Consider the following 22,524-nt stretch of genomic DNA (forward strand, 5'->3'; position numbering starts at 1 on the left):
GGCCCCCCTCGAGGGCGGCCTGCCGCCGGCCCACCCCCCCGCGGGGCGGCGCGTTTCCTCACCGCGGGGCGGGGCGGGAACCGTTCCCGCCACGCCCCCCGGCACCCGGATACGTCTGCGTCGGGGACATTACTGTCCCGTAGCGGACGGTGACGGAGACTTCCGTACATGGATTCGGCATGGCTACGGTTTTCGCACAGCCAGCCACCCCAAACGGAGGATTCCCTTGTCACCCAAGGATAAATCCGGTCATGCCGTCGTGCTCGGTGCCAGTATGGCCGGGCTCCTCGCCGCGCGTGTCCTGAGCGAGACCTTTGCGAACGTCACCATCTTCGACCGCGACACCCTGCCCGCCGGCGCCGCCAACCGCAAGGGCGTGCCGCAGGGCGAACACTCCCACGGCCTGCTCGCCCGGGGCCGGCAGGTCCTTGAAGAGCTCTTCCCCGGCCTGGTCGACGAGCTGACCGCCCAGGGCGGGATCCCCGTCGACATCATGCGCGACTGCATCTGGATCCAGGGCGACCGGCCGATGCCGCGGGTTGCGTCCGGCCTGGCCGGCCTGTGCGTCAGCCGCCCCGCCATCGAGGCCGAGGTCCGCCGGCGGGTCCTCGCGCTGCCGAACGTCGTCGTGCTCGACGGGCACGAGGCGACCGGCCTGCTGTTCGATGGCACCCGGGTCACCGGCGCGAAGGTGCTGCCGGCCGGCGGCACCGAGCACGACGTCGCCGCGGACCTCGTCGTCGACGCGACCGGGCGCGGCAACCGGGGCCCGACGTGGCTCGCCGCGATCGGCTTCGAACGGCCCGCCGAGGAGCGCGTCGACCCGCTCACCGTCTACGTGTCCCGCGACTACCGGCGGGTGCCGGGCCAGGAAGACTTCGCCGCGATCATCACCTCGCCGAATCCGGCCCGCCCGTCCGGCGCGGTCGCCATCGCCGCCGAGGGCGACCGGTGGATGGTGACGCTGCTCGGCGTGGGCGCGGGCCAGGCACCGCCGAACGACGCGGACACCTACGCGGACTTCACCGCGAAGCTGCCCGACGGCCGGCTGCACACCCTGCTGCGCACCGCCGAGCCGCTCGGGCCGCCGCTGCGGATGCGGCTGCCGGCGAGCGTGCGGCGCCGGTACGAACGGATGGAGCGCCTGCCGGACGGCCTGGTCTCGATCGGCGACGCGATCTGCAGCTTCAACCCCGCCTACGGCCAGGGCATGACGGTCGCGGCGGCGGAGGCCATCGAGCTGCGCGACGCGCTGCGGGCCGGCCGGGCCGGGCTGCCGCGCCGGTTCTACGCGAAGGCGGCGAAGGTCGTCGACGTGCCGTGGGACATCGCCGTCGGCGCCGACCTCGCCAACCCTGAGATCCAGGGCGAGCGGACCGGCAAGACCCGCTTCCTCAACGCGTACGTGGCAAAGGTGCAGGTCGCCGCGACCCGCAGCGCGGCGGTCGGCCGGCGCTTCCTGGAGGTGGCGAATCTGATGCAGGCGCCGCCGAGCCTGTTCGCGCCGGGCATCGTGGCCCGGGTGCTGTGGCTGGGCCGCAAGCCCGCCGCCCCGGCACCGGTGGCCGTGACGGCGCCGGAGCGCGTGACGGTCTGAACGAGTGGAAGGGCCCGGCGCAGCAAGGCGCCGGGCCCTTCACTGCTTCAGGGCTCACGCCCAGATGACGTCCGTGTTCGGGTTGTAGAAGCAGTTGGTGCTGTCCGGGCCGCTGCCGATGTGGCTCGGCTCGCTGCCCTTCGGCACGCCCTTGTACTTGTCGCAGATGATCGTGCTATGCGAGCTGTCGCCGATGACGGTGACGCGGGTGAAGCGGGCGGTGTCGCCCCAGTTGGTGTTGATGCCGGCGACGACCTTCAGCGACTTGACGCGGATGTTGTCGACCACCACGTGCCGCTCGTAGGAGTTCGTGCAGTTGCCGCAGGCGCGGTACAGCTTCCCGGCGTTCTCGACGTAGAAGCCGGAGATGTTCACCGTGCCGTTGCCGTTGTGCTGGAACACCTTGTCACTGGCCGCCTTCGCGCCGCCGCCGATGACGTAGCTGGTGCCGCCGCTGGTGCCGAGGAACGTCGCAGCGTCCTCGCCCACGTCCTCCCACCACACGTTCTGGATCGTGCACGTGCCGAGGCAGTGGATGCCGTCACCGGCGGGCGCGCCGATGATGACGTTCTTGATGGTGGCGCCGTTAGCCAGCTCGAAGACCGGGTCCTGGCTCTCGCCCTGGCCGCCGTCGCCGATGCAGCAGTAGCGCTTCATCCCGCCGTCGAGGGTGCCCGACACCTGGATGGTGCCGTTGTTGACGGGGGCGTCACCGGTCTTCGTCGGCCACGTCGTGCTCGGCGGCGGGGACGACGGGGTGGGTGAGGTGGAGGTCGGCGGGGTGCTGGAGCCGGTCGGGCCGGGCGTCGTCGGGCCGGGCCCGGCGGCGTCGGACACCGTCACGTCGTCGAAGGACGCCGACGCGTAGCCGGTCTGCACGCCGATCCGGCCGGTCGAGGCGACCGAGCTGGTGCCGGAGCCGACCGTGGCGCCGTCGACCTTGCCGGTGATGCTGGTGCCGGACACCGTGATGCCGAGGGTGTACCAGCTGCCGGTGCTCACCGTGCGGCTGACCGAACCGAGGACGGTGACGGAGCCGCTGTTGACGGCCTGCAGCTGCACGGTGTTCCCGGGCAGCAACGCCAGGCGGTAGAACGTGGTGGAGCTCTTCGCGCGGGCGAGCAGGCCGACGAACCCGTTGGAGGACAACGAGATCGGCTTGACCCGGGCGGAGACGGTGTAGTTGGTCCAGGACGAGGTGCCGGCGAAGTCGCGGGCGTTCTCGCTGCCGGCGTTGCTCTGCTGCAGCGCCTTGGAGCCGTCGGTGACGACGGACCAGGTGCCACCGGACTTGGACCAGCCGCTGGTGTCGCCGTCTTCGAACGTGTCGCTGAACAGGGTCGCCGCGAACGCGACCTGGGTGGTGATCGCGGCGGCCGCGGTGAAGGCGGCGACACCGGCGGCCAGGATCGGCCATCGGTAGCGCCGCGCGAGGCGGGGGAGTGCCATGCGTGTGCCTCCAGGACGGAGATGTGGGGGCGTCGCGTGCACGGGGTGTACGGCTCTGGCGGACTGGGCGGGTCAGCCGGGTTGCGCGCTCGGGAAGCGCTCAGGAAAGCGCATTCCTATGGACAACGTAGACCGATGCCTATGAACGGTCAAGCGGTCCGAGGTGCATCCAGGTGAAGACGAGGGGGACGTCGCCGTCGCTGACGAGGTGGTGGTCCTCGCCGGGCGGGATGATGAGCAGGTCGCCGGCGCGGAACCTGTCCGCCTGCGCGCCGGCGATCTCGACGTACCCGCTGCCCTGCACGATCGTGAAAATTTCGGGCACGTCGTGGGTGTGCGGGTTCGACTCGTCGTGGGTGCGGTGCCCGGCGTCGTCGTAGCGGCTGATGCCGCCGCGGATGACGGGTCCCCAGCCGGCGCCGAGCGCGGCGAGGGTGGCGGGGGTGCCGCCGTCGGGCAGGTCGGCGACGGTCAGCTTGCGCATGGCAGGTCTCCCACTTCACTGAGCAGTGCGTGTTTCCGCGCGGCGGCCCGCACGAGGTCGGCGATGCCGGGGATGGCGACGCCGTCCTCATGGGCGACGCCGGTCAACGGCACGGGGTCCGGTGCCGCCATGATCTGGGCGGCGAGGGCGGTGAACGGCGCGGTCCGGGACAGCGGCGCGAGCAGCGGGTCGCCGGAGAGCAGGTTCTCCAGCAGGCTCACCCTGCCCGGCAGCACGACGCCGTCGAGGCGGTCCTCCGGGTACACCAGCTGCGCGGTGCCGCGGGTGCCGGTGACGGTGATGTCGCCGGCGATGAACTCCGTCGAGGCGAGGGTGACCGCGACCGTGATGACGGGACCGTCCACAGGGGTGAGACGCAGCGCGGCGGTGTCCTCGACCTCGATGTCCCTGGTGCGGAAGCGTTCCAGCTCCAGGGTCCACGGTGGACGGACGCCGCCGATGGCGAGGGCCTGCATGAGAGCGTGCGCGAACGGGTTGACGAGAGCCCCGTCGACCGCGCGCCGGCCCGACCACGGCGACCGGCTCCAGTACGTCGTGGGCCGCCACCACGCGCCGGCGACCGCGATGTGCGTCAGCGCGCCGAGGTCCAGCGCGGCGAGGGCGGGCAGGGTCGGCGAGCCGAGCGCCTGGAAACCGACCTGGCAGCGCCGGCCGGTCGCGGCGAGCGCGGCGGACAGCTGCTCGTGCGCGTCGAGGTCGAGCACCGGCGGCTTCTCCAGCAGCAGGTCCGCGCCGGCGTGCACGGCGTCCAGGGCGATCGGCAGGTGCGTGTGCGGTGGCGTGCAGATGACGACGTAGTCCGGCTTGTGCTCGGCGAGCAGCTGCCGGTGGTCCGCGTACACCGGCAGTTCCTCGCCCGGTATCGGCTGGATGTCGCCGAGGGCGATGAGGCGGACCCGGTCGCCGAGGTCGGCGATGTTCTGCCGGTGCCGCCGCCCGTGCCCGGACGCCCCGATGAGCGCGATCGTGGGGGTGCCGCTCACGCCGCCACCTCCGCTGCGCTCCGGTGCCGGCCTGAGCCACCCTGCGCCGATGGTGAGCGGCCCGAGCCGCTTCGCTGGCCGCTCACAGTGCCGCCAGGGTGGCCGCGGCGCCGTGCCGCTCCAGGTCCCGCAGCCACCGGTCGATCTCCGCGCGCAGCGGCGCGTCGTCGGCGAGCCCGGGGGACAGCGCGGTGAGCAGCTGCGCCGTGGACGCGCCCCGCAGCCGGTCGGCGAGGGGGTCGTCGAGGGGCAGCTCGGTGCCGTCGTCGGCGCGGCCGCCGACGAACCGGATCCAGGCGGCGAGCACGAGCGCGCCGTAGACCGGCACCTCGCCCGCGGCCCGCCGGTCGGCGACGGTGCCGAGCAGCCGCTGCGGGAGCTTCTGACTGCCGTCCCTGGCGACCTGCAGCGTGCGGTAGCCCAGCGCGCTGTTGGCGAAGCGCTGCAGGACCTGATGCCCGTAGGGGATCGCGGGCAGTTCCAGCGTCGGTGCGATGTCGGACTCGATGAACGCCTCCATCGCCGCACGGTAGCCGGGCAGCGTGAGGGCGGTGTCGATGGTGCGCGCGCCGGCGAGGGCGCCCAGGTAGGCCAGGGCGGAGTGCACACCGTTCAGCGCCCGGAGCTTGCGCAGCTCGTAGGGGGCGGTGTCGGTGGTGAGGGTGACGCCGACGAGGTCCCATGCGGGCCGCCCGCCCGGGAAGTCGTCCTGCACGACCCACTCCCGGAACGGTTCGCCGGCGACGGCGGCCTCGTCCCTGGCGCCGATGAGGGACTCCACCGTTGCCAGGGCCTCGGGTGTGCTGGCCGGCACGATCCGGTCGACCATCGTGCCCGGGAAGCTCAGCAGCCCCATGACGTCAGGGTCCTGCAACGCGTCCCCGACCAGCCGGCGCAGCAGCTCGCCGTTGCCGTTGAGGTTGTCGCAGCTGACGAGCGCGAGCGGGGTCTCCCGCAGCCGCAGCCCGCGCACCAGCAGGTCGAGCACGGCGGATCCGGGCGCGTAGGCCTTCTCGGTGACGGTGAACGTGACGACCTTGATCGCGGGGTCGGCGATGCGGCGCAGCACCGCCCCCGCCTCGGACCTGGCGTGCAGGACGCTGTCGAACGCGCCGACGACCTGGGCGTCGGCGTCCGTCCCGTCGACGGTGAGCACGCTGTACAGCATGTCCTGCGCGCGCAGGGCCTCCAGGACGTCGCGGGAGCTGGGCGCGACGCCGACGATCCCCCAGTCGCCGCCGCCCTTGGCGATCGCCTCCTCGATGTAGACAGCCTGGTGCGCCCGGTGGAACGCGCCGAGTCCGAAGTGGAGGATGCCGGCGCCCACGTCACCGGGGCGGACCAGCGGCTCGACCTTCAGGGGCGCCGACCGGCTCAGCCGCGCCATGCCGGCCCGTCCGGGAAGGAGAACTCGGCGATCGACGCGGCGTGCAGCTCGACGCTGTAGCCGGGCTTCGTGGGCAGCCGGTAGCGGCCGTCCACGACGGTGACCGGGTCGGTGAAGTGCTCGTGCAGGTGGTCGACGTACTCCACCATCCGCCCGTCCATGCTGCCGGTGATGCGCAGGTAGTCGAAGAACGCGAGGTGCTGCACGTATTCGCAGAGGCCGACGCCGCCGGCGTGCGGGCAGACCGGCACGCCGAACTTCGCGGCCATGAGCAGCTCGGCGAGGACCTCGCCGACGCCGGCGACCCGGCACGCGTCGATCTGCATGACGCGGATCGCGTCGGCCTGCAGCAGCTGCTTGAAGATGACCCGGTTCGCGGCGACCTCACCGGTCGCGACCCGGCACCGGCCGCCGGTGATCGTGTCCAGGGCCTGCTGGATGCGGGCGTGGCCGAGGACGTCGTCGGCGTGGGTCGGCTCCTCCATCCAGTACGGGTCGACCTCGGCGAGCCGGCCGAGGTTGGCGATCGCCTCGTCGACGTCCCACACCTGGTTGGCGTCGAGCATGAGCAGTGCGTCGGGGCCGATCTCGGCGCGGATGATGCGGGCCCGGCGCACGTCGTCGTCGATGGCGCCGCCCACCTTCATCTTCACCGCGGTCCAACCGTCGGCGACGGCCTGCCTGGTGAGGGCCCGGACCTTGTCGTCGGGGTAGCCGAGCCAGCCGACGGAGGTGGTGTACGACGGCAGCCCGGCGCCGCGTGCGTGGGCGAGGCGTTCCTCGTACTCCGGCAGCCCCTTGTCGAGGATGGCGGCGGCCTCGTCGCGGGTGAGCGCGTCGCTGATGTGCTGGAAGTCCACGGCGGCCAGCAGGTCCGCGGTCGGCAGCTCGGCGAGGAGCTGCCACATGGGCTTGCCGGCGCGGCGGGCCCGCAGGTCCCAGACGGCGTTGAGGATCGCGCCGGCGGCGAGGGCGATGACGCCCTTCTCCGGCCCGAGCCAGCGCAGCTGCACGTCGGCGGTGAGGGTCCGGGAACCCTCCACAGTGCACAGTTCCTCGACGGTGTGCCCGACGACGTGGTGCGCCAGGGCCCGCACCGCGGCGCAGGTGATCTCGTTGCCGCGGCCGTTGGTGAACGTGAGGCCGGTGCCGGTGACACCGTCGTCGCCGGTCAGCTCGACGTAGGTGGCGGAGTAGTCGCCGCGGTTGATCGCGTCGGACCCGTCACCCGCGGCGGCGGTGGGGAACCGGACGTCGTGGACGGTCAACCCGGTGATCATCGTGCTCCTTCAGAGGCGCTCGCTGCGACGGTGCGCGTCGCGACGGTGCGCGCGTAGACGCGTTTGGGCAGGTGGTAGGCGAGGTCGGCGATGGTCTCGGCGGCCTCGTCCAACGGTAGGCGGTGTTCGGCGACGAGGCGGGCCAGGAACCCGGCGTCGACGCGGCGGGCGACGTCGTGCCGGACCGGGATGGAGCAGAACGCGCGGGTGTCGTCGACGAAGCCGGCGGTGTTGGCGAACCCGGCGGTCTCGGTGACGGTCTCCCGGAAGCGGCGCAGCCCTTCGGGGCTGTCCAGGAACCACCAGGGCGCGCCGAGGAACACCGCCGGGTAGCCGCCGGCGAGGGGCGCCAGCTCCCGGGTGAACACGGTCTCGTCGAGGGTGTAGAGCACGATGCGGAACCGCTGGTCGGTGCCGAACGCGTCCAGCAGCGGCCTGAGCGAGCGCACGTATTCCGTCGGCGATGGGATGTCGCCGCCGACGTCGCGGCCGTGCCGGGCGAACAGGGCGGTGTTGTGGTTGCGCACGGCACCCGGGTGCAGCTGCATGACCAGGCCGTCGTCGACCGACATGCGGGCGAACTCGACCAGCATGTGCGCCCGGAACCGTTCCGCGTCGCGGCTGTCGGCCTTGCCGGTGAGTGCTTTGTTGAACAGCGCGGCGGCGTGCGCGCCGGACAGGGCGAGGGTCGCGGCGGTCGGGTGCCCGTGGTCGCTGGACGTGGCGCCGGCCGCGATGAACGCCTGCCGCCGCTCCCGCAGGCGCTCCAGGAACTGTGGGAACGAGGTCACGCCGAGCTGCTCGATCCGCCCGGCCCAGCCGGGCCACTCGAAGTCGACGACGTCGTCGGGGCGGAACGTGGTGATGACCCGCCCGCCGGGCCCGCCCCAGCCGTCGGCCTCGAGCTTGGCGTGCGCGGTCAGGTCCGACAGCGGCGACTCGGTGGTGGCGAGGACCTCGAGGTTGAAGCGTTCGAACAGCGCCCGCGGGCGGAACGCCGGGTCGTCGAGCCGCTCGGACAGCAGGTCGTAGACGAGGTCGGCGGTGTCGACGCGCAGCGGCACGGTGACGCCGAAGACGTCGGCGAGGACCCGCTCGGTCCACAGCCGCGACGGGGTGCCGCGGAACAGGTGCCAGTTGGCGGCGAGGAGCCGCCAGATGGTGCGGCCGTCGGTCTGGGTGGGGCTGCCGTCGACGGTCGGCACGCCGAGCTCGTGCGGGGCGATGCCCTGGCTGGCGAGCATCCGGGTGACGTAGTGGTCGGGCACGACGATGAGCCTGGCCGGGTCGGGGAACGGCCGGTCGTCGGCGAGGATCGCGGGGTCGACGTGGCCGTGCGGGCTGATCAGCGGGAGGTCCCTGGCATGCTGGTACAGCTCCCGCGCGATCGCCCGGAGTCCGGGTTCGGCGGGCAGCAGCTGGTCCTCGTGCAGGGTTTGCATCATCTGGGGATCCTGACGGGCAGTCCGAGGGCGATGGACTCGTTGGCGGCCAGGCCGATGCGCAGCGCGCGGGCGCCGTCGGCGGCCTCCGCGGCGGCGACGCCGCTCGGCGGTCCGGCGCCGAGCAGGTCGGCCAGCATGCGGGCGTCGCCGCCGCCGTGGCCCTCCCGCTCGTAGGGGATGGGGATCTCGCGCGGTTCGCTCCAATGTGGATGGACGCGGAGCGTGGCCCGGCCCGGCTCGTCGCCCTTGACGAGACCGGTGGCGCCGGGAGCCACGTGGTCGGTCTCGACCACCTCCAGCTCGAGGCGGCCCTTGCTGCCGTTGAACATCACCCGGTAGCCCTCCCAGGGGGCGTAGGCGGTCAGGTGATAGGTCATCGTGGCGCCGCGGGCGTAGCGGACGAGGACGGCGAGGTCGTCCTCGATGGTGATGCCGGGGGAGAAGACGTCCTGGTCGCGCCGGTAGCCGTCGCTGGTGCCGGTGTACAGCACGTCGCGGTGCGGGTCCTGTCCCAGCGTGAACCGGTCCCTGGGGGCGGTGGCGCCGGCACCCTGCGCGCCGTAGAAGAACAGCCGGCCCTGCGCGTAGACCTCGGCGGGCTCGTCGTCGAGCCACCAGTTGACCAGGTCGAAGTGGTGCCCGGACTTGTGCACCAGCAGGCCGCCGGAGTTGGCCTTGTCGCGGTGCCAGCGGCGGAAGTAGTCGGCGCCGTGCCGCACGTCGAGCAGCCACTCGAAATGCACGGATCCGACCGTGCCGATCTCGCCGCTCGCGACGATCGCCTTGAAAGTTTCATGCAGCGGGTTGTACCGGTAGTTGAAAGTGACCCGCACCCGGTGCCCCGTACGCTGCACCGCGTCCATGATCCGGGCGCAGCGGGCCGCGTCGACGGTCATCGGCTTCTCGGTGAGCACGTCGCAGCCGGCCTCAAGGGCGGCGACGATGTACTCGTCGTGGACCCGGTCGACGGTGGTCACGATCGCGACGTCGACCTTCTCCTCGTGCAGCATGCGGCGGAACTCGGTGGCGGGGTAGGTGGGGACCGGCGCCGGCAGCCGCGCGTTGTGCACGGCGAGGCGGTGCGGTTCTGGGTCGGCGAGCGCGACGAGCGCGCAGGTGTCGCGATGCGGTCCGGTGAGTGCGCGCGTGAACATCTCAGCGCGCGATCCGGTGCCGACGATCGCGTAGCGGGTGTGCATCGGTTGTCGCTCCCTTGGGACTGCAAAGGGTTGCAGCGACACTGTGCTCCACTGCCACACTTCGGGTCAATACCCCTGGATTTCCGCATCCATAGGCGTTGACATGACAGCAACCGTTTGCATTAATGACTCCGTGCCCGCCACTATTCGAGATGTAGCCCGCGCCTCCGGCGTCCATGTCTCCACCGTGTCGCGCACGTTCTCAGCGCCCCATCTGGTCAACCCCGACACCCGGAGCCGGGTGCTATCCACCGCGGAGAGCCTCGGTTACCGGCCCAACCGTGCGGCCCGCGCGCTCATCACCGGGCGGACCCACAACATCGGCCTGATCGTCGCCGACATCGCCAACCCGTTCTTCCCACCGCTGATCAAGGCGGCGGAGTCGCAGGCCCGCCAGCGGGACTACCACCTCTTCGTCGCCGACACCAACGAAGACCCGATCATGGAGGAGCAGCTCGTCCAGGCCATGGCGAAACAGGTCGACGGCGTGCTGCTGTGCAGCCCGCGCATGAGCAACGACCTGATCGAGAAGCTGCGCCGCGAGGTGCCGCTCGTCGTGGTCAACCGGGCCGTGGACGGGCTCCCCGCGGTGGTCATGGACGTCGCGAACGGTGCCAGGGCCGCGATCGAGCACCTCGTCGGTCTCGGCCACCACGACCTCGCCCTGCTCGGCGGGCCGCGGGGCTCGTGGACCAACCGGGAGATCCGGCGGTCCGCGACGGCCGCGGCGAAGGCCGCCGGCGCGAACCTGACCGTGCTCGGACCCCACCAACCGACCGAGGCCGCCGGGGCCGGCGCGTGCGACGCCGTGCGCGCCACCGGGGCGACCGCCGTGCTGGCCTACAACGACCTCATGGCGATCGGCCTGCTCGAAGCACTGCACGACCGGGGCGTCAGCGTCCCGGGCGAGCTCAGCGTCGTCGGGATCGACGACATCATGCTCAGCCGTTTGATCCGCCCCAAGCTCACCACGGTCTCCACCCCGACCGCGGCCGCCGGGCGGGCGGCCGTCGACATGCTGCTGCAGCACGACGACGAACGCCGCACGAACGCGCTGGTGACGCTCCAGACGGAGCTGATCGTGCGCGACTCCACCGGGCCCAACCCACATTGATCCCCTGCCAGGGAGTGACACGCCATGTCCGGAACACCCCGCCGTAGACTTCTGGCAACCGCCCTCGCCGCAGTGCTGCTCGCTCCGCTCGCCGCCTGCGGCGACGACGGCGGCGAGGCGCCAGCGGTCGACTCAACCAAGCCCGTCGAGCTGAGCATCTTCTGGTGGGGCGGCGACGCCCGTGCCAAGCTCACCGAGGAAGCCCTCGCGCTCTACACGAAGAAGCACCCCAACGTCACGTTCAAGAAGACGTGGCAGGCCAACCAGGGGTATTTCGACAAGCTCGCGACCCTCACCGCGGGCAACGACGCGCCTGACATCTTCCAGATCGACGACAACTTCCTCACGGAGTACGCGTCGCGCAACGTCACGCTGGACCTGACGTCGTACCAGAAGTCGGGCAAGCTCGACACGACGAAGTTCCCCGAGAGCCTGTGGAAGTACGGCGTCGTGGACGGCAAGCTCGCCGGCGTCGCCTTCGGCGAGAACACCCAGGGCCTGGTGTACAACAAGACCAAGCTCACCGCGGCCAACCAGCCGCTGCCGACCACCGGCATGACGTGGGAGGCGTTCATCAGCTGGGCCGAGGCGGCGACCACGGCCACGAAGGTCCCCGGCACGCAGGACCCGAGCGCGGACTACAAGGCGTTCTGGATCTGGCTGCGCCAGCAGAACAAGGACCTGTACAAGGACAAGGAGCTCGGCTTCACCGCGCAGGACGTGACCGCCTGGTTCGACCTGTGGAAGGGCGCCCGGGACCGCAAGGCGACCCCGACCGCCGACGTGATCCGCGAGGGCAACGCCACCGACATCACCAAGCAGCTCGTCGTGACCGGGAAAGCGCTTACCTCCTGGGTGTGGGTGAACCAGCTGCCCGAGCTGCAGAAGAACACCAAGGACGAGCTCGGCGTCGTGGCGTACCCCGGCGACCCGAAGGCGCAGTGGGCCCGCGCCGCGCTGTACTTCTCCGTCTACCGCGGCAGCGACAGGAAGGACGTGGCGGTCGACGTCATCAACTTCCTCGCCAACGACCCGGAGGTCGGCAAGGTCCTCGGCACCGACCGCGGCCTGCCGTCGAACCTCGACATCCGCACCGCGGTGCAGAGCAGCGTCACCGACGCCTCCATGAAGACCTCCATCGAGGTCGAGAACACCATCGGCAAGACGTTCGGGCCCGCACCGCAGGTCCCGCTGAAGGGACACAGCACGCTGCGTTCCGAGCTCATCAAGGCCGCCGAGTCGGTACAGGCCGGCAAGGCCACCCCCGCGCAGGCCGCCGAGGCCTTCATCACGGCCGCGAAGTCCGCAATCTCGAAGTGAGGCTCCTCCAGTGGCGCTGACCACCGCGCCGGCACCCTTGCACCGAGCGGTGAAGGGGCCCCGCGTCGAACCGCGGGGCCCCCGTCGCGAGGGGCTCGCCGGCTATCTCTTCCTGACACCGTGGCTCATCGGGCTGGCCACCATCACGGCCATCCCGATGCTCATGTCGCTGGTGCTGAGCTTCACCGACTACGACATCCTGTCGGACTGGTCCGAGCTGAACTGGGTCGGGTTCGACAACTACCAGCGGATGTTCACCGAAGACCCGACGTTCTGGCACGCCGTGCAGGTCACGGTGCTGTTCGCGGTCATCGCGACGCCGCTGAAGCTCGCCGCCGCGCTCGGCGTGGCGCTGCTGCTCAACAAGGCCATCCGCGGCGTCGGGCTGTTCCGCAGCCTGTTCTACCTGCCGTCGCTGCTCGGCGGCAGCGTGGCCCTCGCCATCGTCTGGGTGTCGATGTTCAGCCGGGACGGCTCGTTCAACGCGTTCCTGGCGCTGTTCGGCATCTCCGGCCCCGGCTGGGTCAACGACCCCGACTACGCGCTGAGCACCCTGATCCTGCTCGCGATCTGGCAGTTCGGCGCGCCGATGGTCATCTTCCTGGCCGGGCTCAAGCAGGTCCCGGTCGAGCTGTACGAAGCCGCCTCCGTCGACGGCGCGGGCGCCTTGCGCAAGTTCCGGTCGATCACGCTGCCGATCCTGTCGCCGGTCATCTTCTTCAACCTGGTGCTGGAGACGATCCACGGCTTCCAGGGCTTCACGTCCGCGTTCGTCATCAGCGGCGGCACCGGCGGTCCCGTCGACTCGACCCTGATGTACACGCTCTACCTGTACATCAAGGGCTTCACCGACTACGAGATGGGCTACGCCTCCGCGCTCGCCTGGGTGTTCCTGCTCGCCGTCGGCCTGCTCACCGTCGTGCTGTTCAGCACGGGCCGGTTCTGGGTGCACTACGGGGATGAGCGATGAAGTCGATCCTGCGCACGGTGGTGATCCTCGGACTGCTCGGGATCATCCTCTACCCACTGTTCTGGGTGCTCGGCAGCTCGCTCAAGAGCCAGCCGGAGATGCTCAGCAACCACGGGGTCCTACCGGAGGTCTTCACCCCCGGCAACTACCCCGACGGCTGGTCGCACCTCGACACGACCTTCGGCCGGTTCTTCGTCAACAGCACGATCGTCTCGCTGCTCGTCGTCGTCGGCAACGCGCTGTCCTGCCTGCTCGCCGCCTACGCCTTCGCCCGGCTGCGGTTCCGCGGGCGGGCCGCCTGGTTCGCCATCATGGTCGGCACGCTGCTGCTGCCCGGGCACGTGCTCATCGTCCCGCAGTTCATCGTGTTCCGGCAGCTCGACCTGGTCGGCGGCGAGTTCCCGTACCTGCCGCTGATCCTGCCGCACTTCCTGGCCACCGAGGCGTTCTTCGTCTTCCTCATGGTCCAGTTCATGCGCGGCATCCCACGCGAGCTCGACGAGGCCGCGAAGATCGACGGCTGCAGCACGTTCGGCGTCTTCCGCACGATCATCCTGCCGCTGAGCCGCCCGGCCCTCGTCACGACCGCGATCTTCTCGTTCATCTGGACCTGGAACGACTTCTTCCGCCAGCTCGTGTACGTGTCGGACCTGTCCAAGTACACGGTGCCGGTCGCGCTGCGGCTGTTCATCGACTCGCAGGGCCAGTCCGAGATCGGCCCGATGTTCGCGATGTCGGTGCTGTCGCTGCTGCCCGTGTTCCTGTTCTTCCTCGCCTTCCAGAAGATGCTCGTCGAAGGCATCAACACCTCCGGCCTGAAGGGGTGACCACCGTGGCGCGTCGCGACTGGAAGGACACCGTCACGGTGGGCGCCGACGTCGCCCTCGTCGGCATCGCCGTCACCGTGTGCAGCCTGCCGGTGCTCACCGCCGGCGCGGCTGTGCACGCCGGCTCCGTCGCCGTGCGCGACATCATCGACGGCTCCGCCGTGCGGCCTTCGGTGTTGTGGCGGGTGTTCCGGCGTTCGCTGCTGCCCGGCGCCGCCGCCACCCTCGCGACCGCCACCGCCGCGTGGCTCCTGCTGTTCAATCTCGGCGCCGTCGCCTCAGGCCGGGTCCCGGGCGGGTTGCCCGTGCTCGTCGGCACCGGTGCCGTCGCCGCCGCACTGCTCGCCGCCTGCGCGTTCGGCGTCGTGCACCTGGCCCATCACCACTCGTGGCCCGGTGCGTTGCGCTGGGCGGCGGGCGCGGTGTGGCGGCAACCGCTCACGGCGGCGATGGTGGCCGGGGTGTCATCCATCGCCGCCGTGATCGGCGCCCTCATCCCCGTCACGGCGCCGCTGCTCGTCGGGTACCTGCTGTTCGCCGTGCACGTGATCGTCGCGCGGCGGTTCGCGGCCGACCCGGCCACCCTCGAGACCCTCGACGCCGCCTGAGCCGCTAGGTCTGGGACGGTTCGGGGGTCGGGACGGGGGTCTCCGACGGCGGCACGGGGTCGGCGGGCAGCGGCGTCGGCAGCTGCCCGGACTCCGTGTCGGGCGCCGGGCTCTGCGACGCCGCCGCCGCCGACGGGAGCTCCGCGGCCACCGCCTGGACCGTCACCGCGGGCAGGTCGAACGTCCAGCCGGCCGCGAGGAGGCGGGGGATCAGCACCCGCATCGCCTCGACGGTCTGGTGGCGGTCGCCGCCGCCGTCGTGGACCAGGACGATCGCGCCCGGGCTGAGCTGGCCTTCGATGCGGGACACGATCGCCTCGACGCCCGGCATCGTCCAGTCGTCGGGGTCGACGGTCCAGCCGATCGGGGTGTGCCGCAGGTCGACGGCGACCTTCGCCGAGACGCCCCAGTCGCCGTACGGCGCGCGGAAGTAGGTGACGGTCGAGCCCGGCGCGGCGGCGGCGATCGCGGCGTCGGTGGTGACGATGTCGTCGCGGACCCGTTCGGCCGTGGCGTGCCCGAGCTCGTCGTGGTGGGTCGAGTGGTTGCACAGGGCGTGCCCGTCCGCGACGATGCGGCGCAGCTGCGCGGGGTTGGCCGCGACGGACTCGCCGACGACGCAGAACGTCCCGGTGATGTGGTACTGCGCGAGCAGGTCCAGCATCGCCGACGTGTACTGCGACGGCCCGTCATCGAACGTCAGCGCGAGGGTCCGGCCCCCGTGGGCGGTGCGCACGACGGGCCGGGCGCCGACCGCGGCGGCGGGTGCGCGGCCGCCGGCGAGGTCGTCGGGGCTGTCGGTGTGCCCGGCGTCGCCGGTGTCGGTGCGCCCGACGTGCGCCGCGGCGGGGAACGCGGTCGCCGTCGTGCCGTGCAGCGCGGCGCGCAGGAAGTCCTGCCACAGCTTCGCCGGGAGCGTGTCACCCTCGATGGGCCGGCCGGCGGCGTCACGGATCGGGCCGGGCACGAGCCGCCCCATCCAGACGGCCACGGCGAGCTGCGGCGTGTAGCCGCTCATCCAGGCGTCCTGGTTGTCGGCGGTGCCGCCCCACTGCTGGCTGCCGGTGACACCGGCGGCGGGCCGCCCAGGCGCCATGCCGCGGCCGTCGACGACGGCGCGCAGGACGGCGGTGACGTCGGCGGCCACCCGCGGGTCGATGACCTGGGTGCGGGCCGGCGCGGCGGTCCACGCGGTCGCGCCGGACGCGGTCGTCACCGACGCGACGAAATGCCGTTCGCTGCGGGTGCCGGCGGCGGCGAACGTCGCGTACACGGTGGCCGCGTCGGCGACCGAGACCGGGTAGCGGCCGATGGCGATGTCGGCGCGGGTCCGCCCGGGCCGCGGGTCGCCCTTGGCGTCCACCAGCGACGGCTGGCCGCCGTACGCGGGTGCGACCCCGAGGTCCAGTGCCGTGGCGCGCACCTTGTCGGCGCCGATGCGCTGCGTCAACGCGTAGATCGGGGTGTTCAGGGCCCGGACCATCGCCTCTTCGAGGGTGCACTCGGGGCACTGGACGTCGTCGTGGTTGACGAGCGGCGCGCCGCCCCGGTCGGCGAACAGCCGCGGTGAGCGGCCGTCCCACCGGGACAGGTAGCCGATGCCCTCGCGGAGCCCGGCGGCGAGCGCGACCGGCTTGAACGTCGCCGCCGGCGGGTGCGGCGCGGCCGCGTCGTCGAAGTAGCCGCGCCCCTGGTCACCGCCGTAGTAGGCGCGGACGGCGCCGCTGGCCGGGTCGACGGCGACGAGCGCGGCCCGCAGCCCGTCCGGCTGGTCCCGCAGCGCCGCGCCGACGAGGTCGAGGGCGGCGCCCTGCGCGGCCGCGTCGAGGGTGGTGACGACCGAGAGGCCGCCGGTGTGCAGCTGCTGCGAGGTGATGCCGTGCCGGGCGAGTTCCCGCTCGATCTGGTCGACGACGAGACCGTTGCCAGCGGTGCCGCTGGACACCGGCAGCACCGCCGGATACGCCAGCTTGCCGGTGGCGCCCGTCCCGGCGACGACCCACTGCCACCGGTCGCGGGCCTCCGCGGGGTTGACCGCCGGGTCGAAGTACGACGGGTCCTTGATGAGCGCGGCGAGCACGGCACCCTGCGCGGCGTCGAGCCGCTCCGGCGGGACCCCGAAGTAGGCGTGCGCGGCGGCGGCGATGCCGTAGGCACCGCGACCGTAGTAGATGGTGTTGAGGTACCGGGCGAGGATCTCGTCCTTGGACACGGTGCGTTCGAGCTTGACGGCGAGCGCGAACTCGCGGGCCTTGCGCCCGGCGGTCACCTGCGCGGTCAGGTACGCGTTGCGCACGTACTGCTGCGTGATGGTGGACGCGCCCTGCCGGGCGCCACCGGCGTCGGCGACGGCCGCGCGCAGCACGCCACGCACCGACACCCCCCAGTGGCGGTAGAAGTCGCGGTCCTCGGCGGCGATGACGGCCCGGCGGACCCCGTCGGGGACCGCGGCGAGCGGCACGTCGTTGTGGTCGGTGACGCCGACGCGGGCCAGGACGGTGTGCCCGTCGCGGTGGTAGAGCACCGACGCCTGGGGTCGCAGCGGCGCGTCCGGCAGGTCCACGGAGGCGATCCACCCCTCGAGGGCGGCGTCGGCGGCGATGGTGGCGAGGACGAGGCCGACGAGGGCGCGACAGGTGGCTCGCCGCCAGGCGCCGCGTCCGTGCGGCAGCAGCTTCAAGAGGTCCATGCTGCGGGGAACGGTAACGGTGCGCCGGCGCCGCGCCGATCCGCCGAGTGACGGACCACGACCCGGGTAACCCGGTCGGGGCGCGGCGGCGACCACCGGCCGACCGCGACGCGGGTCGCCCGTCCCGCCCGGGCGCGGCACCCGCCGGCGGACCCCGAACGTGACCCGGGCACCCCGGCCGGGGTCGCCGGGTCGCCGGGAGCGACGTGGCGCGCGGAGGTCGCGCTGTTACGGTTCCAGAGTGCAGAGCGTGCTGAGGGTCGGGCTGCGGGACCTGCGCGGGTTCCTCGTCGGCCCGGACCCGCCGGTGCGCGCCCGGACCCGCCTCGGCCGGGCCCTGCCGACGATCGGCGCCATCGCCGCGCTGGTGTGCGGGCTCATCAGCTTCGAATACCTGCGCGGCAACGGACCGTCGGTCGCCGTCGGCTTCCTCGTCATCGACGCCGTGCTCATCGCCGCGCCGCTCGGGCTGGTCGCGACCCGGCCGCTGCTCGCGTGGCGGATGGCGTTCCTCGTCGCCGGGTTCACCGGCGCGACCGTGCCGATCCAGCAGGGCACGCCGTGGCCGTGGACGCCGGTGCAGATGCTGATGTTCCCGCTGCTGCTCGCCGTCGTCGCGGTCCGGCACCGCCGCGGCGTCCTCGTCTGGGTCGGGCTGTCCGCGACGCTGTTGCTCGTCATCTTCGTCAACCCCGGCAACCTCGCCGGGCTGCTGTTCGCCGTCACCGCGATCCTCGTCATCGGTGACCAGGTCCGCCGCCGCCGCGAGGTCCAGGCCGCCCTCGCCGAGGAGGAGGAGCGCACCGAGCTCGCCCAGGCCCGCCGCGCCATCGCCGAGGAACGCAACCGGATCGCCCGCGAGATGCACGACGTCGTCGCGCACCACATGTCGCTCATCGCCGTGCGGGCCGAGACCGCCGTGTACCGCATCGACGGCGTGCCACCGGCCGTCGCCGAGGAGCTCGCCGCGATCGCCGGCACGTCCCGGGAGGCGCTCGTCGAGATGCGCCGCCTCCTCGGGGTGCTGCGCAGCACCGAGACGGCCCTCTTCGAGCCGCAGCCGGTCCTCGACGACCTCGCCGGGCTCGTCCGCGACGCCCGCGAGGCCGGCGTCGACGTCACCTTCGACCCGCTGCCCGGCACGAGGGTGCCACCGGCCGTCGGGCTGGCGGCGTTCCGCATCGTGCAGGAGGCGCTGAGCAACGCCCGCCGGCACGCCGCGGGCGCACCCGTGCGCATCACCCTCAGCCTAGGACCGTCCACATTGGAGCTGTACGTGCGCAACACGCTGAACGCCCTCACCGGCGAGCCGACCGGCGGTGAGCGGCACGGCCTGCTCGGCATGCGGGAACGGGCCACCGCGATCGGCGGCACCCTCGCCGCCGGCCCCGACCCCGACGGCGGGTACACCGTGCACGCCACCCTCCCGCTGGAGGTCGCCGCGTGATCCGGGTCCTGATCGTCGACGACCAGGCCATGGTCCGGCAGGGTTTCGCCGCGCTCCTCGCCGCGCAGCCCGACCTCCTCGTCGTCGGGGACGCCGCCGACGGCGCCCAGGGCGTCACCATGGCCCGCGAGCACGCCCCCGACGTCGTCCTCATGGACGTGCGCATGCCGGTCCTCGACGGCATCCAGGCGACCCGGCGGATCCTCGACGTCGCCCCCGGCCTGCACCGGCCGAAGGTCGTCATCCTCACCACGTTCGACCTCGACGACTACGTGTTCGAGGCGTTGCGCGCCGGCGCGTCCGGGTTCCTGCTCAAGGACGCCCCCGCCGCCGAGCTCGTCACCGCCGTCCGGGTCGTCGCCGCCGGCGACGGCCTCCTCGCGCCGTCGGTGACGCGGCGGCTCATCGAACAGTTCGCGGCCCGCCCGAAGGCCGCCGACCACCAGCCGGCCCGCCTCGCCGCCCTCACCCCCCGCGAGACGGAGGTGCTGCGGCTCATCGCCCGCGGCCGGTCCAACGCGGAGATCGCCGACGACCTCGTCGTGGCGGAGCAGACGGTGAAGACCCACGTGAGCCGGGTCCTGACGAAGCTCGACCTGCGCGACCGCGCCCAGGCCGTCGTCTTCGCGTATGAGACCGGGGTCGTCAGCGCCGGGACGTAGTACCGCTGGGGTAGCGCACACATGGTCCTGCGGAGTGACGATCCGGGTGCTGCCCCGCACCTACCTTCAGCCTCATGCTTCGCAGGCTGTTCGCCCTCCCGCTGATCGCGGTGCTCTGGTCGGTGTTCGGCCCGGCCCAGGTCGCCGCGGTGCCGGCCCTCGCCGTGCACAGCGCGCGCTACGCCGGCGGTCTCGCGGTCGAGGTCGTCGGCGACCCGTCGACCGCGGCCACCGTCGTCGTGCTCGTCCCCGGCGTCGACACCACCGCCGCCAACTTCGACCGCGGCCTCGGCGGCGTCCAGCGCCGTGCTCCCGCGTGGCAGGCCAGGCAGCTCGCCGGCCGCGCCGCCGCGCTCGCGCCGCCGGGCGCGGGGTCCGTCGCGGTCGTCGCGTGGCTCGGCTACCACCCGCCGCACGGCATCCGGCTCGCCGCCGTCCGGGAGGACGCCGCGGCCACCGGCGCCGCCGCGCTGCTGCGGTTCCTGCGTGACGTGCCCGCCCCCAGGATCGTCCTCGTCGGGCACAGCTACGGCTCCACCGTCATCGGCCGCGCCGCCGCCCGCCTCGACGCCGGCCTCGGCGGCCGGGTCACCGACGTCGTCGCGCTCGGCAGCCCCGGCATGGGCGCCGGCCGCGCCGCCGACCTGCACACCACCGCCCGGGTCTGGGCCGGCACCGCCGCCGCCGACTGGACCCGCCGCCTGCCCGGCGGGCGCCTCCTCGGCGCCGGCCACGGCACCCACCCGACGGACCCGGCGTTCGGGGCGCTGCCACTGCCCGTCGGCGGGGTCACCGGCCACGACGGCTACTTCGTGCCCGGCACCGAGTCCCTCGACGCCCTCGCCGCCATCGCGATCGGAGACCTCGATGCTGCCGCTCGACACGATCATTAGCTGGTACCGCACGTACGCCGACGACCTGCGGGCCGCCCGCGACGAGCAGCGTGAGCTCCTCGCGCAGCGCCCGATGCGCCCGCGCCTCGACGACCTCGAGGCCGAGATCAGCTACCTGACGATCCGGGCGTTGCGCCCCCACACCGTCCTGGAGGTCGGCTCCGCCCGGGGCTGGTCGACGACGTGGCTGCTGCGCGCCCTGCTCGACAACGACGGCGGCGGGGTCCTGCACACGTTCGACCTCACTGACGACGCCGTGCGGACGGTCCCGCCGCTGCTCGCCGCCGACCGGTGGCGCTTCACCCGGGGCGATGTGCGCCGCGGCACGCTCCCCGACGACCCCGGGTTCGTGCTCGTCGACGCGGCGCACACGGCGCGGTTCGCCCGCTGGTACACCACCGCGCTCTTCGAACGGCTCCGCCCGGGTGCGGCCGTCGCCGTCCACGACGTCTTCCACGGCCGCCGCCCGTGGCCGGTCAGCGAGGGCGCCGTCGTGCTGGACTGGCTGCGCCGCCACGGCATCGGTCACCTGACCGCGTCACCCGCCGCCGACCCCGACACCCACGACCGGCTCGTCGGCCTGAAACGCAAGCTGCGCCTCGCCGCCCCCGTGCACGCCGCCGCGACGGACAACCCGATGCTCTTCTTCCGCGCTCATTTGTAGCCTTGCAAGGCCCGTTGCAGGCGGGGTTTCGCGTCGGCGGGCAGGCGCCCGCCGTCGCCGAGGGCTTCGAGCACCACCTGCCGGAACGTCTCGGAGAACTGTGCGTAGTGCGCGGTCACCGGCCGGCTGTGCGCGGACCGGATCGCGTCGAGCAGGGTCGGCGCGTACCGGTACAGTTTCACGACCGCCGCGTCGCGGTACACGATCTCGCGGGTGGCGGCGAACCCGCCGCGTTCGAACAGCAGCTGCTGGCTGCGTTCGCCGGTGAGGAACCCGATGAGCGCCCGCGCCGCCCGGGGGTGCCGGCTGTCCTTCGCCACGGCCAGGTTCTGCCCGCCGAGGACGCTCGGGCCGGGCAGTTTCGCGACGCCGAACTCGACCGCGGCGGCGCTGTCGGCACCGCCGGCGGGGTCCAGGGCGCGGTGCGCGACCGGCCAGTTGCGCATGAACACGAGCTTCCCGCCGGCGAACGCCTGCGTCGTCGCGGTCTCGTCGAAGCGCACCGAGTCCGGCAGGATCACCTGCGGCGCACCGGGCCGCAGGCCCGTCGCGAGCCGGGTGAGCCCGGTCTGCGCCTCGGGGGAGTCGATGACGACCTCGCCGTGGCCGTCGACGACCTCACCGCCGGCACCCCAGATCGCCTCCAGGGCGTTGACGGTGAGCCCTTCGTAGTCGCGCAGCTGCCCTGCCCACCCGGCGACCGGCTGCGGCCCGGTGGCGGCGGGCCGTTCCAGGACGTCCTGGACGGTGTTGACCAGCTGCGACCAGTTCGCGGGCGCGGTCGTGACGAGTTTCGTGCGGTAGTAGAGCAGGCCCGCGTCGGTGTTGAACGGCAACCCCCACAGCTTCCCCTGGTACCGGCAGGTGGCGAGGGGCGCGGGCAGGAACCCGGCGACGTCCTGCTCGTCCGGCAACGGCCGGATGTAGTCGCTGGACGCGAACTCGGCGGTCCAGGTGACGTCGAGGTTGAAGATGTCGACGCCGGCGCCGCCGGCCTGCGCCCGGGCGACCATTTCGCTGTGCTGCGCGTCGGCGTCGGCGGCGATCTCCTCGATCCTGGCCGGGTTCTCCGGGTGCAGGGTGTTCCACTGGTCGACGAGCGCCTGCCGCTGGTTGCCGTCGCCGTCGTCGCGGCCGCTGAGGATGACGAGGTCGCCGCGTTCGAGGCCGGGGTCGCGGTCCAGGACCGGCACCACGTACACGGCGACGAGCGCGGCGACGGCGGCACCGGCGGCGAACCCGGCGATGAGGCCGGTCCGGCCGGGCGCCCGCCGGATCCGGTCCGCGACCCGCCGCAGGAGCCCGGGCCGGTCCCCACCGTCCGGGTCGTCGTCCCCGGGCGGTGGCGGGTCGTCGTCCGCAGGCGGTGGCGGGTCGTCGTCCGCGGGCGGTGGCGGGTCGTCGTCCGCGGGCGGCGGTGGGTCGTCGTCCGCGGGCGGTGGCGGGTCGTCGTCTCCTGGCGGGGGTGGTGGGGTCGTCATGGTC

At 72.7% G+C, this 22,524-nt stretch carries 19 protein-coding genes; 10 read left to right on the forward strand and 9 right to left on the reverse strand.

The genetic code is table 11. The features are described 5' to 3' along the window. Positions 1–259: 259 nt before the first annotated feature. A complete protein-coding gene (locus tag AB0K00_RS16035) occupies positions 260–1,597 on the forward strand; it encodes an FAD-dependent monooxygenase (protein WP_363521140.1) in 1,338 nt (445 codons plus the stop codon). Between the two features lie 54 nt (positions 1,598–1,651). Here AB0K00_RS16035 and AB0K00_RS16040 read toward each other — a convergent pair whose 3' ends face one another. The 7 genes from AB0K00_RS16040 to AB0K00_RS16070 all read right to left on the reverse strand — a co-directional run bounded on the left by AB0K00_RS16040 (position 1,652) and on the right by AB0K00_RS16070 (position 9,845). Beyond that, positions 1,652–3,046, reverse strand: coding sequence for a pectate lyase (locus tag AB0K00_RS16040; RefSeq protein ID WP_363521143.1), 1,395 nt, complete (start codon positions 3,044–3,046; stop codon positions 1,652–1,654). 139 nt (positions 3,047–3,185) lie between these two features. Next, positions 3,186–3,530 (reverse strand): cupin domain-containing protein, encoded by a 345-nt coding sequence (locus AB0K00_RS16045; protein WP_363521146.1) that lies wholly within the window; start codon positions 3,528–3,530, stop codon positions 3,186–3,188. After that, positions 3,518–4,534, reverse strand: a complete 1,017-nt coding sequence (locus tag AB0K00_RS16050) for a Gfo/Idh/MocA family oxidoreductase (protein WP_363521148.1) — start codon at positions 4,532–4,534, stop codon at positions 3,518–3,520. Before AB0K00_RS16050 ends, AB0K00_RS16045 begins: the two co-directional genes overlap by 13 nt. A gap of 82 nt (positions 4,535–4,616) precedes the next feature. Beyond that, a complete protein-coding gene (locus tag AB0K00_RS16055) occupies positions 4,617–5,921 on the reverse strand; it encodes a mannitol dehydrogenase family protein (RefSeq protein WP_363521150.1) in 1,305 nt (434 codons plus the stop codon). Further along, positions 5,909–7,201 (reverse strand): enolase C-terminal domain-like protein, encoded by a 1,293-nt coding sequence (locus AB0K00_RS16060; RefSeq protein ID WP_363521153.1) that lies wholly within the window; start codon positions 7,199–7,201, stop codon positions 5,909–5,911. The genes AB0K00_RS16055 and AB0K00_RS16060 overlap by 13 nt, the downstream gene beginning before the upstream one ends. Further along, the gene (uxaC, locus tag AB0K00_RS16065) at positions 7,198–8,646 is read right to left on the reverse strand and encodes a glucuronate isomerase (protein ID WP_363521156.1); all 1,449 of its coding nucleotides are present in this window, start codon (positions 8,644–8,646) and stop codon (positions 7,198–7,200) included. The genes AB0K00_RS16060 and uxaC overlap by 4 nt, the downstream gene beginning before the upstream one ends. Continuing rightward, positions 8,643–9,845, reverse strand: a complete 1,203-nt coding sequence (locus AB0K00_RS16070; protein WP_363521159.1) for a Gfo/Idh/MocA family oxidoreductase — start codon at positions 9,843–9,845, stop codon at positions 8,643–8,645. The genes uxaC and AB0K00_RS16070 overlap by 4 nt, the downstream gene beginning before the upstream one ends. 133 nt (positions 9,846–9,978) lie before the next feature. On the opposite strand from AB0K00_RS16070, the gene AB0K00_RS16075 reads away from it, so the two are divergent. From AB0K00_RS16075 to AB0K00_RS16095, 5 genes are read left to right on the forward strand one after another with little or no spacing between them, the layout of a single operon-like run. Continuing rightward, positions 9,979–10,959, forward strand: coding sequence for a LacI family DNA-binding transcriptional regulator (locus AB0K00_RS16075; protein WP_363521162.1), 981 nt, complete (start codon positions 9,979–9,981; stop codon positions 10,957–10,959). Positions 10,960–10,983: 24 nt separating this feature from the next. Then, positions 10,984–12,279 (forward strand): extracellular solute-binding protein, encoded by a 1,296-nt coding sequence (locus AB0K00_RS16080; RefSeq protein ID WP_363521165.1) that lies wholly within the window; start codon positions 10,984–10,986, stop codon positions 12,277–12,279. A gap of 37 nt (positions 12,280–12,316) precedes the next feature. Continuing rightward, positions 12,317–13,249: a sugar ABC transporter permease gene (locus AB0K00_RS16085; protein WP_363521621.1), complete on the forward strand. Its 933-nt coding sequence runs from the start codon at positions 12,317–12,319 to the stop codon at positions 13,247–13,249. Beyond that, a complete protein-coding gene (locus AB0K00_RS16090; RefSeq protein ID WP_363521168.1) occupies positions 13,246–14,076 on the forward strand; it encodes a carbohydrate ABC transporter permease in 831 nt (276 codons plus the stop codon). The genes AB0K00_RS16085 and AB0K00_RS16090 overlap by 4 nt, the downstream gene beginning before the upstream one ends. A 5-nt stretch (positions 14,077–14,081) precedes the next feature. Then, positions 14,082–14,684 (forward strand): hypothetical protein, encoded by a 603-nt coding sequence (locus tag AB0K00_RS16095; protein WP_363521171.1) that lies wholly within the window; start codon positions 14,082–14,084, stop codon positions 14,682–14,684. Positions 14,685–14,688: 4 nt separating this feature from the next. Here AB0K00_RS16095 and AB0K00_RS16100 read toward each other — a convergent pair whose 3' ends face one another. Further along, the gene (locus AB0K00_RS16100) at positions 14,689–17,373 is read right to left on the reverse strand and encodes a transglycosylase domain-containing protein (RefSeq protein ID WP_363521174.1); all 2,685 of its coding nucleotides are present in this window, start codon (positions 17,371–17,373) and stop codon (positions 14,689–14,691) included. A 241-nt stretch (positions 17,374–17,614) separates the two neighbouring features. On the opposite strand from AB0K00_RS16100, the gene AB0K00_RS16105 reads away from it, so the two are divergent. The 4 genes from AB0K00_RS16105 to AB0K00_RS16120 all read left to right on the forward strand — a co-directional run bounded on the left by AB0K00_RS16105 (position 17,615) and on the right by AB0K00_RS16120 (position 21,039). Further along, positions 17,615–18,820 carry a sensor histidine kinase gene (locus AB0K00_RS16105; RefSeq protein ID WP_363521177.1) on the forward strand — a complete coding sequence of 402 codons (1,206 nt, stop codon included), beginning with the start codon at positions 17,615–17,617 and terminating at the stop codon, positions 18,818–18,820. Then, a complete protein-coding gene (locus AB0K00_RS16110) occupies positions 18,817–19,482 on the forward strand; it encodes a response regulator transcription factor (protein ID WP_363521180.1) in 666 nt (221 codons plus the stop codon). The genes AB0K00_RS16105 and AB0K00_RS16110 overlap by 4 nt, the downstream gene beginning before the upstream one ends. A 74-nt stretch (positions 19,483–19,556) precedes the next feature. Next, positions 19,557–20,375, forward strand: coding sequence for an alpha/beta hydrolase (locus AB0K00_RS16115; RefSeq protein WP_363521182.1), 819 nt, complete (start codon positions 19,557–19,559; stop codon positions 20,373–20,375). Further along, positions 20,350–21,039, forward strand: a complete 690-nt coding sequence (locus AB0K00_RS16120; RefSeq protein ID WP_363521185.1) for a class I SAM-dependent methyltransferase — start codon at positions 20,350–20,352, stop codon at positions 21,037–21,039. The genes AB0K00_RS16115 and AB0K00_RS16120 overlap by 26 nt, the downstream gene beginning before the upstream one ends. On the opposite strand, the gene AB0K00_RS16125 is transcribed toward AB0K00_RS16120, so the two are convergent. Next, positions 21,030–22,520 carry an extracellular solute-binding protein gene (locus AB0K00_RS16125; RefSeq protein ID WP_363521189.1) on the reverse strand — a complete coding sequence of 497 codons (1,491 nt, stop codon included), beginning with the start codon at positions 22,518–22,520 and terminating at the stop codon, positions 21,030–21,032. The genes AB0K00_RS16120 and AB0K00_RS16125 overlap by 10 nt on opposite strands. Between the last annotated feature and the right edge of the window lie 4 nt (positions 22,521–22,524).

The sequence above is a fragment of the Dactylosporangium sp. NPDC049525 genome, from assembly GCF_040676755.1.
Lineage (GTDB): Bacteria > Actinomycetota > Actinomycetes > Mycobacteriales > Micromonosporaceae > Dactylosporangium.